We start from the raw sequence: 16,706 nt of genomic DNA, 5'->3' as shown, positions 1-16,706 counted from the left end.
CGGGCGAAGCGCAGCGCAGACCCGAGAATCTCGACAAGGAGATGCTCGGGTCAAGCCCGAGCATGACGGCGCACCGTGGGCTCTTTCGCAAACTGAAGATCGCCGCGGGCGCACTCGCCGTCTCAGCTATCGCCGGAGCCAGCGCCCTCGCCCTCTACGCCCGCTCCCTGCCCCCGCTAGACCTCTCGGCCGCGGCCGAGCGCTCGACCGTGGTGCTCGACCGCGAGGGCAAGCTGCTGCGGCCCTTCCTCACCGCCGACGGGCGCTGGAAGCTGCCCGTCACCAGCGAGGATGTCGACCCGCGCTATCTCGCCATGCTCAAGGCCTTCGAGGACAAGCGCTTCGATGGCCATGCCGGCATCGACCCGCTCGGGATGCTGCGCGCCATCAGCCAGATGCTGGCGAATGGCCGCGTCGTCTCCGGCGGCTCGACACTGACCATGCAGGTCGCGCGGCTGCTCGAACCGCGCGAGGAGCGAACGCTCGCCGCCAAGCTGCGGCAGGCGGTGCGCGCCGTCGAGCTGGAACGGCGCTTCGACAAGGCAGGGATTCTCGACCTCTATCTCACGCTGGCTCCCTTCGGCGGCAATCTCGAAGGCGTGCGCGCCGCGAGCTTCGCCTATTTCGGCAAGGAGCCGAAGCGGCTCTCCACTGCCGAGGCAGCTCTGCTCGTCGCCCTCCCGCAATCGCCCGAGACGCGCCGGCCGGACCGTTTCGCCGAGGCCGCCCGCAAAGCGCGCGAGCGCGTGCTGGAACGGGTCGAGCAGGCCGGCCTCACGACATCGGACGAGGTCGCCGCCGCCCGCAACGAGCCGATCCCGACCGCGCGCCGCCCCTTCCCGAATTTGAGCCCGCATGTCGCGGAGCAGGTCGTAGCGGAAGCGCCGGCGCTGCGCGTCCACAAGCTCGCGCTCGACGCACGGCTGCAGGCCTCCCTCGAAGGCCTCGCCCGCGAGCGCAGCCTCGGACTGGCACCACAAATCTCGATCGCCATCCTCGCCGTCGACAACGAGACGGGCGAGGTCCGGGCTTCAGTCGGGGGTGTCGATTACTTCGCGGCCGAGCGGGCGGGCTCGCTAGACCTGACGCGGGCGCTGCGCTCGCCCGGCTCGGCGCTGAAGCCTTTCATCTACGCCCTCGCCTTCGATAACGGCATCGCCCATCCCGAGACGATGCTGGAGGATCGTCCGGCGCGCTACGGCATCTACATCCCCGAAAATTTCGACATGACCTTCCAGGGCATGGTCAGTGCGCGCAAGGCGCTCCAGCTCTCGCTCAACGTGCCGGCCGTCGAGCTGCTCTCGGCGCTCGGCCCGCAGCGCTTCGTCTCGCGGCTGCGCGATGCCGGCATCGCGCTGGCCATGCCGAAGGAGAGCGGCGCGCCCGGCCTCGCCGTGGGCTTGGGCGGGCTCGGCATCACCCTGCAGGATCTGACCCGCGCCTATGTCGGGCTGGCGCGCGGCGGCGAACTGGTGCCGCTGCGCTTCAAGGAACAGGCCGGGCTGAGCCCGCCCGCGCCACGCCTCGTCGACCCCGTCGCTGCCTGGTATGTCGCCGATACGCTGCTCGGCGCGCCGCCGCCGCTCAACGCCGTGCCCGGTCGCATCGCCTACAAGACCGGCACCTCCTATGGCTATCGCGACGCCTGGGCCGTCGGCTTCGACCGCAAGCACACGATCGGCGTCTGGGTCGGCCGAGCCGACAATGGCGCCGTGCCCGGCCTCGTCGGCCGCACGGTGGCTGCGCCGATCCTGTTCGACGCCTTCGCCCGGCTCGGCATCGACCAGCGACCCTTCCCGCAGCCATCCGACGCCATCGTCGCCAGCACCAGCCATCTGCCGCCGCCTCTCAGGCATCTCAGGCAGGATGTGCCGAAGACCGTCATGGCGATGACGACGCCGACGCTCAAGCTCGCCTTCCCGCCCGACGGCGCCCGCATCGACCTGTCGGCCGCGAGCCTCGACGGGCGGAGCCAGCTCAACCTCAAGGCGGCCGGCGGCGCCCCGCCCTATACCTGGCTGGTCGACGGCACGCCGGTCACCGGCCCGCAGCGCCGCCGCGAAACCGCCTGGCAGCCGCCCGGCAAGGGCTTCATGCGGATATCGGTCATCGATGCGACCGGGGCCAGCGAGAGCGTGTCGGTCAGGTTGCAGTAGCGCACCGAAAGCCCCGTCAGGCCTGAGCCTGCGGGGTTTCGGGCTTGGACATCCGAGGGATTCGCGGAGCCGGGCGGCGTTTCGCAGTCGACGGCTGCGTGCCGATGTCGAGTCGATGTCGATGGTGTCGAACAGCGACGACCTCGCGCTGCCCGGCTCCGCGCACGGGTATCTGGGGGTTCCGCTTCGTTCTGGGTTCCGGCGAAGGAGCGGGCCTGCCTGTTGGGCCCGGACGAAGTCGGCACCTCCGCGCTATCGCATCGGATGTTTCCGATGCGATATTGGATAAATCGATCACCGTTATCGCGTCCAATCGGACGCGCGGCGATCGACCCGCAACGGTCCGGGACGCGAAGCCCGCAAACCCATCCGGCCCACGATGCCTCGCGAAGCCCCTCGGTCGGATGGGACGCGCGCAGGATAGGCATGGGGTGGAGCAGCGGGGATAAGTTTGGGCTCAGCCCTGCCGTGGCCGGGCCGAGGCGTCATGCCCGGGCTTGACCCGAGCATATCATGCCGAAAGAGGCTCCTGCGCCATCCCGTCCGGAGATTCTCGGGTCTGCGCTACGCTTCGCCCGAGAATGACGGCGAGGACGCCTACTCCGCCGGATGCGGATGCGCCCCTTGCACCTCGTCATGCGCGCCATGGCGCGAGCCGTGGACCTTGCGGGCGAGGTAGCTGTAGGCGACGGGCACCACATAGAGCGTCAGCAGCGTGCCGAAGGTCATGCCGCCGACGATGACCCAGCCGATCTGCGAGCGGCTTTCGGCACCGGCGCCATGGGCGATCGCGAGCGGCACGGCGCCGAGCACCATCGCGCCTGTGGTCATCAGGATCGGCCGCAGGCGCAGCTCCGCCGCCTCGACGAGGGCGTCGATCATCTCCTTGCCCTCCTCGCGCAGCTGGTTGGTGAACTCCAGGATCAGGATGCCGTGCTTGGTGATCAGGCCGACCAGCGTGATCAGGCCGATCTGGCTGTAGACGTTCATCGTCCCGCCGGTGAAGTAGAGCGCGGCCAGCGCGCCGGTCAGCGAGAGCGGCACCGAGACCATGATCACGATGGGATCGACGAAGCTCTCGAACTGCGCCGCCAGCACCAGATAGATGAAGCCGAGCGCCAGCAGGAAGACGAGGAAGATGCTCGCGCCTGACTGCTTGAACTCGCGGCTCTGGCCGGAATAGTCGATCTGGACCGTGTTGGGCAGCACGCGCGCCGTCGCATCCTCCAGCACCTTGAGCGCGTCGCCGAGCGAATAGCCCGGCGCAGGCAAGGCGGTGATGGTGGCCGAGCGCAGCTGGTTGAAGCGCACGAGCTCCTTGGGCGCGACGGTCTCGTCGATCTTGACGAGGCTCGACAGCTGCACCACCGCGCCGTTGCGGCCCATCAGGTAGATCGACTGCAAGGCCTGCGGCGTGTTGCGCTCGGAACCGGCGACCTGCAGCATCACGTCGTACTGCTTGCTGTTCATGTTGAAGCGCGTGACTTGGCGCCCGCCGAGCAGCGTCTCCATCGTCCGGCCGATGACATCGACCCCGACGCCGAGATCGGCGGCGCGCTGCCGGTCGATCGTCACCTTGAACTGCGGCTTGTCGAGGATGAGGTTCGTCTCGACGTTCGACAGCACCGGAGAATCGGCGACCTCCGCCATCACCTGATCGACATAGGCCTTGAGCTGCGCATAGGGCTCCGACGAGCGCAGCACGAACTCGACCGGCTTGCTGTTGGCGCCGCCCTGGCCGAGCGAGGGCGGGTTGTTGGCGAACAGGCGGATGCCGGGGATCTGCCCGAGGTCGCGGGTGATGTCGGCGACGAGATCCTGCTGCTTGCGCTGGCGCTCCTCCCAGGGCTTGAGCCGGGCGAAGGCGATGGCGCGCGTCACGTCGGGGAAGCCGACGATGACGAGATAGGTATCCACCTCCGGGATCTTGCTGAAATACTCCTCGACCCGCCGGGCATAGTCCGCCGTGAAGGACATGGTCGCGCCTTCCGGAGCGACGCCGATGACGTTGATCGTGCCGCGATCCTCGACCGGCGCCAGCTCCGAGCGCAGATGGGTGAAGAAGTAATAGCCGCAGCCGGCGACGCCGACCGCGAGCAGGACGACGAGCGGGCGCACGCTGAGCGCGGCGCGCAGCGAGGCCTTGTAGCCCCGCGACAGCCCGTCGAAGCCGCGCTCCAGCACGTTGTACAGCCAGCTATGCTTGTCGTGGTGGCGCAGCAGCTTGGCGCACATCATCGGCGTCAGCGTCAGCGCGACGAAGCCCGAGACCAGCACCGCGCCCGCGAGCGTGAGCGCGAACTCGATGAAGAGCTTGCCGGTGCGGCCGGTCGAGAACGCCATCGGCGCATAGACCGCGACCAGCGTCAGCGTCATCGCCACCACCGCGAAGGCGATCTCGTTGATGCCGCGCACCGCCGCCTTGGTCGGCTCGATACCGTCCTCGACATGGCGATGGACGTTCTCAAGAACGACGATGGCGTCGTCGACGACGAGGCCGATGGCGAGCACCATCGAGAGCAGCGTCAGCGTGTTGACCGTGAAGCCGAGCGCATACATCAGCGCGAAGGAGCCGATCAGCGAGACCGGGATGGTCACCAGCGGGATCAGCGTCGCACGCAGCGAGCGCAGGAAGATGAAGATGATGAGGACGACGAGGACGATGGCCTCGACGATCGTCTGGTAGACCGCCTTGATCGAGCGATCGATGAAGATCGAGGTGTCGTAGGAGGTCGCGATCGACATGCCGTCCGGCAGGTCCTCGATGATGCCGGGCAAGGCAGCCTGGACGCCGCTGGACACGTCGAGCGGGTTGGCGGTGGCCTGCTTGACGATGCCCACCGTCACCGATGGCGAGCCCTTGAACCAGGCGGCGTTGCGCTCTTCCAGCGCACCGAGCTCGACCCGCGCCAGATCCTTCACCTTGACCGGGAAGCCGTTGGCGTCCTTGACGACGATCTCGCGGAACTGCTCCGGCGTGACCAGGCTGGTCTGCGACAGCACCGTGAATTCGCGGGCGCTGCTCTCGATCCGGCCCGACGGGATCTCGATGTTCTGGGCGCGGACCGCCGCCTCGATCTCCTGGACCGTGACGTTGTAGGCCGAGAGGCGCGAGCGATCGAGCCAGATGCGCATCGCATATTGGCGCTGGCCGAGGATGCGGACCTCGGCGACGCCGGTGATGTTCTGGACGCGCTCGGCGATGAAGCGGTCGGCGAAATCGGTGAGCTCGAGCGGGCTGTGCCGCGTGCTGGTCAGCGACAGATAGAGGATCGGCTGCGAATCCGCCTCGACCTTGGCGATGATCGGTTCGTCGATCTCGTCCGGCATGCGCCCGCGCACGCGGCTGACGCGGTCGCGCACGTCGGAGGCCGCGACGTCGGGATCGATGTCGGGGCGGAAGCGCACGGAGATCTGGCTGCGCTCCTGGCGGCTGGCCGAGGAGATGATCTCGATGCCTTCGATGCCGGCGATCGAGTTCTCCAGGATCTGCGTGACCTGGGTCTCGATGATCTCGGCGGAGGCGCCGCGATAGACCGTCTGCACCGAGACGATCGGCTCGTCGATATTGGGATATTCGCGGACGGTGAGGCGGCCATAGCTGACGATGCCGATCAGCATCACCAGCAGGCTCAGCACCGTCGAGAGGACGGGCCGGCGGACGAAGAGCTCGAACAGGCTCATCAGAGCTGGCTCGTCTGGACGGGCTTCTCCTTGATGGAGATTGCACTGCCGTCGCGCAAGCGCATCTGGCCGGCGGTGATGATCTGCATCTTGGGCGTCAGACCCTTGACGATCTCGACCTTGCCGGGCAGCCGCTTGCCGAGCTCGACGGCGACGCGGCGCGCCTTTCCGTTTTCGGCGACGTAGATCATCTTGCCGATGCCATCAGGCACCACGGCCATCTCGGGCACTACGATGGCGTTCTCACGCTGGTCGACGGTGATCGTCAGCCGGGCGAACAGGCCGGGCTTCAGGGTGAGATCGGCGTTGGGGATGTTGGCGCGCAGGCGGATCGCGCGGCCGTTGACGTCGACGACGGGATCGATCGCGAAGATCCGGCCGGTGAAGGTGCGATCGGCGACCGCATCGACCCGCGTATGCACCGGCTGGCCGGTCTTGAGGCGGCTCAGATAGATTTCGGGAACGCGGAAATCGACCTTGATCGGATCGATGTTGGTCAGGGTGATCAGCTGCTTGCCGACAGAGACATAGTCGCCGACGCTGACCGCGCGCAGGCCGACGACGCCGTTGAACGGCGCGACGATGGTCGATTGCGCGAGCTTCGCCTTGGCGAGCTGGACGCGCGCCTCGGTGGAAGCGAGCTTGGCCGTCGATTCATCGAGCGCGACCTGCGTGCCCGAGCCGCGCGACACCAGCGACTTCAGCCGGTCATTCGTGTCACGGGCGAGGCCGAGATCGGCCTGCGCCTGCTTCAGCTCGGCATCGAGGATCGCGGTATCGAGCTTGACCAACTCCTGCCCGGCCTTGACGCGCTCGCCCTCCTTGAAGCCGAGCGCGATGACGCGGCCGGCGATTTCGGGGGCGATGACCACGGATTCATCCGCCGCGAGCGTGCCGAGGGCCTCGACCTCCTCGTTGACGGTCATCAGTTCGATGGAGGCGACCTCGACCGGCACCGCGCGCGGCCCGGAGACCGCACTGGCCTGTGCCTGCTGCGTACCGGCGCGCTGGTTGCGGTAGGCGTAATAGCCGCCGCCGGCGAGCGCCGCGACTAAAACGAGGAGGAGAAACCGCTTCATAAGACTGGACGCTCCGATACCGCAGGACTATCTTAGACTGGACGGTCCAGTTTGATAAGAGGCCTAGTGGGCGGAAGCATGGCTGACACCCCCCTCCGCCGACACCGGGCGACCCTTCTCACCGACCCGGCGATTGCCGAGGCAAGACCCGTGCCGAAATCGCTCCGGCGAAACGGCGCCAAGGCTCGCCTGCTCGCCTCTGCTCAAACCGAGACAAATCCGGCCAAATCCCCTTCCGCCGAGCGTGCGCGCCCTGACAAGCACGACGCCATCACCCGCGCAGCCGCGGAAACCTTCCTCGCGGAAGGCTTCGAACGCGCGAGTCTCGACCAGATCGCCCATCGGGCCGGTGTTTCAAAACAGACGATCTACAGCCATTTCGCCGATAAGGAAGCGCTCTTCAAGGCGATTTGCACCGAGCTCACGGAAACGTTGACGATTCCGCTGCGCGAAAATTCTTCCGCGTCGAATTTGCGCAACACTTTGGTGCGCCTCGGCGAGGATATGCTGAAGATGATGCTGCGCCCCGCGGCGCTGGACCTGCATCGCCTCGTCGCGAGCGCAGCCCCGCGCTTCCCCGAGCTCGGCCGGGTGGCTTACGAGGCCGGCGCCAGGCGGATGCTGAACGATCTGGCAGCCCTGCTCGTCGCGCGATCACAAATCGGCGACGGGCTCTCGCGGCCGATCGGCCCGGCGCAGGCCGAGATGCTGGCTGAGCAGTTCGTCGGCATGCTGCGCGGCTTCCATCAGGCACGCGGGCTGCTCGGCGTCAGGCCGATGCCAGCCGCCAGGCGAAAGGCCTATGTCGGCGCCTGCGTCGACATGCTTCTGACCTCGGTCTGAGACGGCCCCGGCCGCACTCGCCCTACCCTGCCTGCTGTCACGCCGCTGTCATTCGCAGCCGATAGCTCTCGTCGCCATGGAGACGCGCTTGCCCCTCGGCCTTGGCCGCCGGGGCCGCGCTCATGCCCGTATCGTGCCCGAGAAGCCATCCATGCTGCGTATCGAAGCCCTGACCAAGCGCTTTGGCGACAGGAACGCCGTCGACAATGTCGCGCTGTCCATCCCGAAGGGCGAGATGGTGGGCGTGATCGGCCGGTCCGGAGCCGGCAAATCGACGTTGCTGCGCATGCTGAACCGCCTGGCCGAACCGACCTCGGGCCGTATCGTCTGCGAGGAGCAGGACGTCACGGCGCTGAAGGGCGCTTCGCTTCGGCGCTGGCGCCGCGACACGGCGATGATCTTCCAGCAGTTCAACCTCGTCGGCCGCCTGGACGTGCTGACCAATGTGCTGCTCGGCCGCCTCAACCATCGATCCGTCGCGCTGACGCTGGTCAAGAGCTTCTCGGAAGACGACAAGATCCGTGCTATCGCGGCTCTTGAGCGTCTCGATATGGGACATCTCCTTGCACAGCGCACCGAGACCCTCTCGGGCGGCCAGCAGCAGCGCGTCGCCATCGCCCGCGCGCTCGTCCAGGAGCCGCGCATCATCCTCGCCGACGAGCCGATCGCCTCGCTCGACCCACGCAACACCCAGGTCGTGATGGACGCGCTGTTCCGCATCAATCGCGAGGACGGCATCACCGTGGTCTGCAACCTGCACGACCTCGACATCGCCGCGAAGTATTGCGACCGGCTGATCGGCATGTCGGCCGGCAAGGTCGTGTTCGACGACGTGCCGCAGGCGTTGACCCGCGAGGTCGCGGCCGAGCTCTACGGCATCGAGGCCAAGGATGCCGGGGCCGAGGCGCTGGATGCGCTCGACGCCATCGCCGCCTCCGAAGCGAAGCGCGCCCGCCAGAAGATCGCCTGACGTCAAAGCATCGCCGGCGCGGCCCGGGGCCGGCGCCGCGAGAAGACTATCCCGACAGCAACCAGGAGCAGACCCAATGCTGACCCGTCGCCATACCCTCAAGCTCGCCGCCGCCGGCCTTGCCGCCACCGCCGCCCAGCCTTTTAGCAACGTTGCTTTCGCCCAGGACTGGAAGGCGAAGTATCCCGAGCTGATCTTCGCGATCATCCCGGCCGAGAACGCCTCGGGCGTCGTCGAGCGCTACACCCCCTTCGTGAACTACCTTTCGAAGGAGCTCGGCACCAAGGTGACGCTGCGCATCGCCAACGACTACGCCGCGATCATCGAGGGCCAGCGCGCCGGCAACATCCATATCGGCATGTACGGCCCGGCGTCCTTCGCCCGCGCCCGCATGACCGGCGCCAAGGTCGACGCCTTCGCGATCGAGACCAACCTCGACGGCACCAAGGGCTATCACTCGGTGTTCTACGTGAAGAAGGACTCGCCCTATCAGAAGGTCGAGGACCTCAAGGGCAAGAACCTCGGCCTCGTCGACCCCAATTCCACCTCGGGCAACAACGTACCGCGCTTCGTGCTCAACGGCATGAAGATCGAGCCGGAAACCTTCTTCTCCAAGGTCGTCTATACCGGCAGCCACGAGAACGCGGTGATCGCGCTGCAGCAGGGCACCGTCGACATCGCCGCCAACTGGTGGAACGACGAGCAGGAATCGAACCTCCTGCGCATGGCCCGCAAGAACATGGTCAAGGCCGAGGATTTCCGGATCATCTACAAGTCCGAGCAGATCGTGAACTCGCCGATGGCCTATCTCACCGACCTGCCCGACGACCTGAAGGCCAAGATCCGCGACGCGGTGCTGAACCTCGCCACCAAGGACAAGGTCGCCTTCGACAAGATCTATGAAGGCAAGCAGGGCCCGCTCGTCGCCGTCGACAACAAGTCCTACGAGCCGATCATCGAGCTGAACAAGTTCGTCGACGAACTCCGCAAGAAGAAGTCGTCGTAAGCAGCATCCGTCATGCCCGGGCTTGACCCGGGCATCTCTCGCCAGAGATTCTCAGGGCTCCGCGCTTCGCTTCGCCCGAGAATGACGCCCTTGTCCGGGGTCGGCGCCAGCCGGTCCCCGCGACCTCTCGGAAGCGCCTCTCCATGACACTCGCGATCGATCGCAACGACCCGGCCATCCGGGCCCATGCCGAAGCCTATCGGCAGGCGGCGACCGTCAAGCGCCGGCAGGCCTTCATCGGCGCCGCCGTCTTCATCGTCTGCGTGCTGCTCGCGGCGCGGGGTTCGGAGGTCGATCTCGGCAAGTTCGCCGAGAACATCCACCGCTTCCCGAAATACATCTTCGAGACGCTGCCGACACTGCGCCTCTCCAGCTTCGGTGCCGACCTCGCCGAATGGTACTGGGGCCTGAAGGGCTGGCTGAAGCTGCTCTGGCAGACCGTCCTGATCGCCTATGTCGGCACCGTGCTCGGCGCCATCGGCGCCTTCCTGTTCTGCTTCGCCGCCGCGGCCAATCTCGGCCGGTCCGCCTGGCTGCGCTTCGCAGTCCGCCGCTACCTCGAATTCTGCCGCACCGTTCCCGAGATCGTCTTCGCGCTGATCTTCGTCATCGCCTTCGGACTCGGACCCTTGCCCGGCGTGCTCGCCATCGCGATCCACACCATGGGCGCGCTCGGCAAGCTCTTCTCGGAAGTCGTCGAGAACATCGACCTGAAGCCGGTCGACGGCGTCACCGCCACAGGCGGCGGCTGGTGGCAGATCGTGCGCTTCGCCGTCGTGCCCCAGGTGCTCTCCAATTTCGCCAGCTACGCGCTGCTGCGCTTCGAGATCAATGTCCGCGGCGCCTCGATCATGGGCTTCGTCGGCGCCGGCGGCATCGGCCAGGATTTGATCGAAGCGATCCGCAAATTCTACTTCACCGATGTCAGCGCCATCCTGCTGCTGATCATCGTCACGGTGATGCTGATCGACTACGGCACCGAGCGGCTGCGCCACGCACTCCTCAGCCTGGAGCACGGCCGATGAGCCTCGCCCTCGACACGGCCGAGCGCTCGGCCATCCTGAGCCGCCACCAGGCCGCGATCCGTGGATCGCTCAAGACGAAACTCGCGACCATCGGCACCATCGTCGCTCTGCTCGGCATCTTCCTCTACGGACTGACCACGCTCGAGACGACGCTCTGGAAGATCATCGCCGGGCTCGGCAATCTCGGCTCCTTCGTCGCGCTGATGCTGCCGCCGCATCCGGGGTCCTGGACCCGCGCCCTGATCTTCGTGCAGGCGCTGTTCGAGACCGTCGCGATCGCCTTCCTCGGCACCGTGCTGGCGGCGGCGCTCGCCTTGCCGCTCGGCTTCATCGCCGCGCGCAACGTCGTCGCCAACCGCGTCGTGCATTTCCTCGCCCGCCGCTCGCTCGACACGGTGCGCGGCGTCGATGCGCTGATCTGGGCGCTGATCTGGGTGAATGTCGTCGGCCTCGGCCCCTTCGCCGGCATGCTTGCGATCATGACCAGCGATCTCGGCGCCTTCGGCAAGCTCTATTCGGAAGCGATCGAGGCGGCCGACCGCAAAGCTGTCGAAGGCGTCGCCTCGGTCGGCGGCGGCAAGGCGCATGAGATCCGCTTCGGCCTGCTGCCGCAGGTCCTTCCGGTGATCGCGAGCCAGGTGCTCTATTATATCGAGTCGAACACCCGCTCCTCGACGATCATCGGCATCGTCGGCGCCGGCGGCATCGGCCTCTATCTCGCCGAGACGATCCGCACGCTCGAATGGCAGCAGGTCTCCTTCCTGATCCTGCTGATCCTCGCCGCGGTCTCGGCCATCGACTTCCTCTCCGGCAAGCTGCGCTTCGCGATCATCGGCAAGCGGGCGAGTTAAGCTCGGCTTGGCGCGTCATTCTCGGGCTTGACCCGAGAATCTCTTGCAAGAAGGCAGAGGGCGCCTCTCCGTCCTGAGATGCTCGGGTCAAGCCCGAGCATGACGGAGCGGTTCAATCCCCGAACGGCTCGATCACCATCTCCATGCGCTCAGCCGCAAAGACGCTGCTGACGAGATGGATCGGTGTCAGGTCGGGCAGCGCGTCGACCGCCGTCGAGATCATCACGGCTGCCTCGGGCGCGATCTCCAGCAGTTCGGCCTCGTGCTCGTCGGCGAGCCGCGCCGTCAACCGCGTCGACAGGCGCACGTAATCCGTGATGCCGTAGATCTTGAAGGCAGCCGTGATCGAGCCGGCCGCCTCGCGATAGGCCTTGTCGAAATCGGGAAAGCGCTCGACCGAGAGCCAATGCGTGCCGGTGCCCATCGGCACGCCGTCGGCCAGGCTGACACCCTGCACGCGCCAGAGCGGCGTCCCGTTCTTCAGGCCGAGCGCCGCGCAGGCTGGCGCCTCGCCCACCACCGTCTCGGCCGCGAGCATGCGGCTCGTGCCGAGGATGCCGAGCTTGCCCATATTGGTGCGCATGCTGACGCGCCGGCCGATCGGATACGGCAGGCGCGGCGCCGTCACCTGCGTGCCGCGGCCGCGCGAGACCGTCACCAGCCCCTGCTCGGCGAGATGGCGGAAGGCCTGCCGCACCGTATGGCGATGCACGCCGTAGCGCTCGGCCAGCGCGACCGAGGCCGGCAGCGTGTCGCCGAGCTTGTACTCGCCACGCCCGATCGCCTCCGCCAGTTCGTCGGCGATACGTCGCCAGGCAGTGCCGCCATCCGGTTCGGCGATTGCTGTGTCCGTCATCAAAATTTCATCCGAAAAGTATAGACCTTTTCCATCAACTCCCCTAGTATAGTCTAGACATTCGGAACTGACCAGCGAGCCCGCGCCGATGAGCCAGAGAACCCCGAGACAAAGCTGGATGGCGACGCTGGCGCGCGCCTCCCGCGCCGAGATCGAGAGCCTGCTCGGCGACCCGCCCGACCACGACGTGCTGAAGGCGCCGGAGACCGGAACGGTGATGGTCGAGGGCCGCGCCGGCGGCGCCGGACGCCGCTTCAACCTCGGCGAAGCCACCGTGACGCGTTGCGTCGTGCGCCTCTCCAGCGGGCGGATGGGGTTTTCCTATGCGCTCGGCCGCGACGGCCGGAAGGCGCGGCTCGCCGCCCTGCTCGACGCCCGGCTTCAGGACGAGGCCGATGGCAGCGGACTGCATCAAGGCGTCGCCACGCTCGCCGCGCAGCAGGCCACCGCCCGCGACCTCGCCTCGCGCAAGGCGGCGGCGACCAAGGTCGATTTCTTCACGCTGGTCAGGGGTTCGTGATGTCGGCTCAAGCCATGATCTCCCCCGGTTTCTCGGACCCGGTCTTCCAGTCGCAAACGGCCTTCCGCGCCCTGCTCAGCGCCCTGTCCGAGCCCGGCATGCTGCAGCGCGTCGTGGCCGAGATCACGCCGCCGGAAGGGCTCGACATCGCGACGGCGACTGCTTTGCTGACGCTCGCCGATTACGAGACGCCGGTCTGGCTGCCGGAAGCCCTGCGCGACGGCCCGGCCGGCGCCTGGCTGCGCTTCCATTGCGGCGCCGCCTTAGTCGACGATCCCGCTGAGGCCGCCTTCGCCGTGATCGACAGCGCGGCGGATGGGCCGAAGCTCGCCGCTTTCAATCCCGGCAACGACCAGTTCCCGGATCGCTCGACAACCGTGTTCGTGCAATGCGCTGCTCTGGATGGCGGCGCGGGCTTCTCGCTCTCAGGCCCCGGCATTCTCGGCTCGCGCTCGATCGCGCCTCAGGGCCTGCACCCGGGCTTCACCGAGGAGCTTAGCGAGAACAGCGCGCTCTATCCGCTCGGGGTCGACGTCGTCTTCGCCCATGGTGACAGCCTGATCGGCCTGCCGCGTTCGACGCAGATCGAGGAGCCCCGCTGATGCCCCACCGGGAGTCTTGCTGATGTACGTCGCAGTCAAAGGTGGCGAAGCCGCCATCCTCGCCACGCATGATCTCGTCGCCGAAGCCCGCCGCGGCGACCCGGCCGTGCCGGAGATCAGTGTCGCCCAGATCCGTGAGCAGCAGGCGCTGGCCTGCGCCCGCGTGATGAACGAGGGTTCGCTCTACGACCAGGACCTCGCGGCGCTCGCGCTGAAGCAGTCGCAGGGCGACGTGATCGAGGCCGCCTTCCTGATGCGGGCCTATCGCACGACGCTGCCCCGCTTCGGCTCCTCCGAGCCGCTCGACACCGCCGCCATGGCGATCCGCCGCCGTATCTCGGCGACCTACAAGGACCTGCCGGGCGGGCAGGTGCTCGGCCCGACCTATGACTACACCCACCGGCTGTTCGACTTCGCGCTGATGGATTCCCCCGACGTCATGGCCGGGCTCGACCCGGCCATCTCAGGACCAGAAGGCGCCGGAGCCTCGGTGTCAGGAGATGCTCGGGTCAAGCCCGAGCATGACGACCTGAAAGCTCCCCTCGATGCTACCATGCCGCGCGTGCCCGATATCCTCGGCGCCGAAGGGCTGATGGAGGCGGAAGAGCCGCCGGAGGGCGATCCGCGGCCCTTCGACCTGACGCGCGATCCTGTCTCCTTCCCGGCCGATCGCGACGTGCGCCTGCAGTCGATGGCGCGCGGCGATGAGGGCTTTCTGCTCGGCCTCGGTTATTCCGTGCAGCGCGGCTTCGGCGGCTCGCATCCCTTCGTCGGCGAGGTCCGCGTCGGCGAGGTCGCGGTCGAATTCGTGCCGGAAGAGCTCGGCTTCGCCGTTGATCTCGGTGACATCACCCTGACCGAATGCCAGATGGTCAACCAGTTCCAGGGCTCGAAGGAAGTCCCGCCGCAATTCACCCGCGGTTACGGCCTCGTCTTCGGCCATAGCGAGCGCAAGGCGATGTCGATGTCGCTGGTCGACCGTGCCTTGAAGGCGCGCGAATTCGGCGAAGCCGCCAGCTATCCGGCGCAGCAGGACGAGTTCGTCCTCTACCACGCCGACAATGTCGAGGCCGCCGGCTTCGTCGAGCATCTCAAGCTGCCGCATTATGTCGATTTCCAGGGCGAGCTCGAGCTGATCCGCCGCATCCGCAGGGAGCGCGAGGAGCGGCTGGCCCAAGAGCAGAATGCCATGCCGGAGGCTGCGGAATGACCATCCATCAAATACCGGCAGACGATACAAAGCCGGCTTACAACTACGCCTATCTCGATGAGCAGACCAAGCGGATGATCCGCCGCGCTTTGCTCAAGGCGGTCGCGGTGCCCGGCTATCAGGTACCGTTCGGCTCGCGCGAGATGCCGCTCGCCCGCGGCTGGGGCACGGGTGGCATCCAGATCACCGCCGCAATCATCGGCCCGGCCGATACGCTCAAGGTGATCGACCAGGGCGCCGACGACACCACCAACGCCGTCTCGATCCGCAAGTTCTTCGAGCGCACCGCCGATGCCCGCACCTGCGAGGCGACGGAGGAGGCGACGATCATCCAGACCCGCCACCGCATCCCGGAGGCACCGCTGAAGAGCGGACAGGTCATGGTCTATCAGGTGCCGACGCCCGAGCCGCTGCGTCGGCTGGAGCCACGTGAGGCCGAGACCCGCAAGATGCACGCCTGGGCCGAATACGGGCTGATGCAGGTCAAGCTCTACGAGGACATCGCCCGCTACGGCGAGATCACCAAGACCTATGACTACCCGGTCATGGTCAACGGCCGCTATGTGATGGCGCCCTCGCCGATCCCGAAATTCGACAATCCGAAGATGCATATGTCGCCCGCGCTCCAGCTCTTCGGCGCCGGACGCGAGAAGCGCATCTACGCGCTGCCGCCCCATACCAGCGTGCGCAGCCTCGATTTCGAGGATCACCCCTTCCGCATCCAGAGCTGGACGCAACCCTGCGGCTTGTGCGGCGCTGATGACAGCTATCTCGACGAGGTCGTCATCGACGACCAGGGCGGGCGCATGTTCGTCTGCTCCGACAGCCATTACTGCGAGACGCGCCGGGCCGAAGGGCATCGGGGCGCGATGCTGGGCGATGCGGCGGCAAGCGGGCTTGTTTCAGGCTCCGAGGTCGTCCCGGGCGACCGAAGGGAGACCCGGGACCCATGCCTGAACCCCACCGATCAGCGCTCCGGCATGGATCCCGGGTCTGCGCTTCGCTCCGCCCGGGATGACGGCGCGGATGTAAAATCCGGAGCTGCATCATGACCCTTCACGTCACGCTCCCCGAAGCCGCTCTCGAACCGGCACCCCTGCTCTCGGTCAACGGCGTCAGCCGTTTCTATGGCGAGCGCATCGGCTGCGCCGATGTCTCCTTCGATCTCTGGCCGGGCGAGGTGCTGGGCATCGTCGGCGAATCCGGCTCGGGCAAGTCGACCCTGCTGCGCTGCCTCGCCGGCATCGACAAGCCCGATGAGGGCGAAGTGCTGTTCCGGGGCGGCGCAGAGCCGCTCGACATCTATTCAGTCTCCGAGCAGGAGCGCCGCCGCCTGATGCGCACCGCCTGGGGCATCGTCCACCAGAATCCGCGCGACGGCCTGCGCATGGACGTCACCGCCGGCGGCAATGTCGGCGAGCGCCTGATGGATCGCGGCGACCGCCACTACGGCCAGATCCGCGAGCGTGCGCTCGACTGGCTCAGCCGCGTCGAGATTGCCGGCGCCCGTATCGACGACCGTCCGCGCCAGTTCTCAGGCGGCATGCAGCAGCGCCTGCAGATCGCCCGCGTGCTGGTCTCCGGGCCGCGCCTCGTCTTCATGGACGAGCCGACCGGCGGCCTCGATGTCTCCGTGCAGGCGCGCCTGCTCGACCTGCTGCGCGTGCTGGTGCGCGATCTCGGGCTGGCCGCGATCATCGTCACCCACGACCTCGCCGTCGCCCGCCTCTTGACCGACCGGCTGATGGTGATGAAGGACGGCCGTGTCGTCGAGCAGGGCCTGACCGACCAGGTGCTGGACGATCCGCACCACGCCTATACGCAGCTTCTCACCTCGGCGGTGCTGAGTGTGTGAGGGAACCACCACCGTCATTCCGGGGCATCGCGTAGCGATGAGCCCGGAA

At 67.2% G+C, this 16,706-nt stretch carries 13 protein-coding genes and 1 pseudogene; 11 read left to right on the top strand and 3 right to left on the bottom strand.

Features of this window, described 5'->3' with window-relative positions; genetic code table 11:
* Nucleotides 1-62 precede the first annotated feature (62 nt).
* Nucleotides 63-2,156, top strand: coding sequence for a penicillin-binding protein 1C (gene pbpC / locus NWE53_RS21625; protein WP_265051405.1), 2,094 nt, complete (start codon nucleotides 63-65; stop codon nucleotides 2,154-2,156).
* 597 nt (nucleotides 2,157-2,753) lie between these two features.
* On the opposite strand, the gene NWE53_RS21620 is transcribed toward pbpC, so the two are convergent.
* Entirely contained in the window at nucleotides 2,754-5,840 is a 3,087-nt protein-coding gene (locus NWE53_RS21620) for an efflux RND transporter permease subunit (RefSeq protein WP_265051404.1), read from the bottom strand.
* The gene (locus tag NWE53_RS21615) at nucleotides 5,840-6,919 is read right to left on the bottom strand and encodes an efflux RND transporter periplasmic adaptor subunit (RefSeq protein ID WP_265051403.1); all 1,080 of its coding nucleotides are present in this window, start codon (nucleotides 6,917-6,919) and stop codon (nucleotides 5,840-5,842) included. The genes NWE53_RS21620 and NWE53_RS21615 overlap by 1 nt, the downstream gene beginning before the upstream one ends.
* A 78-nt stretch (nucleotides 6,920-6,997) precedes the next feature.
* Here NWE53_RS21615 and NWE53_RS21610 point away from each other — a divergent pair, with 78 nt between their 5' ends.
* The 5 genes from NWE53_RS21610 to phnE (NWE53_RS21590) all read left to right on the top strand — a co-directional run bounded on the left by NWE53_RS21610 (nucleotide 6,998) and on the right by phnE (NWE53_RS21590) (nucleotide 11,614).
* Nucleotides 6,998-7,762 (top strand): TetR/AcrR family transcriptional regulator, encoded by a 765-nt coding sequence (locus NWE53_RS21610; protein ID WP_265051402.1) that lies wholly within the window; start codon nucleotides 6,998-7,000, stop codon nucleotides 7,760-7,762.
* Between the two features lie 151 nt (nucleotides 7,763-7,913).
* The gene (gene phnC / locus NWE53_RS21605; RefSeq protein WP_265051401.1) at nucleotides 7,914-8,732 is read left to right on the top strand and encodes a phosphonate ABC transporter ATP-binding protein; all 819 of its coding nucleotides are present in this window, start codon (nucleotides 7,914-7,916) and stop codon (nucleotides 8,730-8,732) included.
* A gap of 76 nt (nucleotides 8,733-8,808) precedes the next feature.
* Entirely contained in the window at nucleotides 8,809-9,738 is a 930-nt protein-coding gene (gene phnD / locus NWE53_RS21600) for a phosphonate ABC transporter substrate-binding protein (RefSeq protein WP_265051400.1), read from the top strand.
* A 143-nt stretch (nucleotides 9,739-9,881) separates the two neighbouring features.
* Nucleotides 9,882-10,763 (top strand): phosphonate ABC transporter, permease protein PhnE, encoded by an 882-nt coding sequence (gene phnE, locus NWE53_RS21595; protein ID WP_265051399.1) that lies wholly within the window; start codon nucleotides 9,882-9,884, stop codon nucleotides 10,761-10,763.
* A complete protein-coding gene (gene phnE / locus NWE53_RS21590) occupies nucleotides 10,760-11,614 on the top strand; it encodes a phosphonate ABC transporter, permease protein PhnE (RefSeq protein WP_265051398.1) in 855 nt (284 codons plus the stop codon). Before phnE (NWE53_RS21595) ends, phnE (NWE53_RS21590) begins: the two co-directional genes overlap by 4 nt.
* Before the next feature lie 112 nt (nucleotides 11,615-11,726).
* Here phnE (NWE53_RS21590) and phnF read toward each other — a convergent pair whose 3' ends face one another.
* The gene (gene phnF / locus NWE53_RS21585) at nucleotides 11,727-12,470 is read right to left on the bottom strand and encodes a phosphonate metabolism transcriptional regulator PhnF (RefSeq protein ID WP_265051397.1); all 744 of its coding nucleotides are present in this window, start codon (nucleotides 12,468-12,470) and stop codon (nucleotides 11,727-11,729) included.
* Nucleotides 12,471-12,558: 88 nt separating this feature from the next.
* Here phnF and phnG point away from each other — a divergent pair, with 88 nt between their 5' ends.
* The 5 genes and pseudogenes from phnG (at nucleotide 12,559) to phnK (ending at nucleotide 16,657) form a co-directional block, all read left to right on the top strand.
* Complete coding sequence (gene phnG, locus NWE53_RS21580) at nucleotides 12,559-12,990, top strand: phosphonate C-P lyase system protein PhnG (protein WP_265051396.1); 432 nt, start codon at nucleotides 12,559-12,561, stop codon at nucleotides 12,988-12,990.
* Nucleotides 12,990-13,592: a phosphonate C-P lyase system protein PhnH gene (gene phnH / locus NWE53_RS21575; protein ID WP_265051395.1), complete on the top strand. Its 603-nt coding sequence runs from the start codon at nucleotides 12,990-12,992 to the stop codon at nucleotides 13,590-13,592. Before phnG ends, phnH begins: the two co-directional genes overlap by 1 nt.
* 22 nt (nucleotides 13,593-13,614) lie before the next feature.
* On the top strand, nucleotides 13,615-14,802 hold the full coding sequence (locus NWE53_RS21570; RefSeq protein ID WP_265051394.1) for a carbon-phosphorus lyase complex subunit: 1,188 nt from the start codon (nucleotides 13,615-13,617) through the stop codon (nucleotides 14,800-14,802).
* Nucleotides 14,799-15,689 (top strand): annotated as a pseudogene (locus tag NWE53_RS21565) (alpha-D-ribose 1-methylphosphonate 5-phosphate C-P-lyase PhnJ); the annotation flags it as partial. The gene NWE53_RS21570 and the pseudogene NWE53_RS21565, both read left to right, overlap by 4 nt.
* A 161-nt stretch (nucleotides 15,690-15,850) precedes the next feature.
* Nucleotides 15,851-16,657: a phosphonate C-P lyase system protein PhnK gene (gene phnK, locus NWE53_RS21560; RefSeq protein ID WP_265051393.1), complete on the top strand. Its 807-nt coding sequence runs from the start codon at nucleotides 15,851-15,853 to the stop codon at nucleotides 16,655-16,657.
* Nucleotides 16,658-16,706 lie beyond the last annotated feature (49 nt).

It is taken from the genome of Bosea sp. NBC_00550 (assembly GCF_026020075.1).
GTDB lineage: Bacteria > Pseudomonadota > Alphaproteobacteria > Rhizobiales > Beijerinckiaceae > Allobosea.
This window is presented reverse-complemented; position numbering and strand designations above follow the sequence as displayed.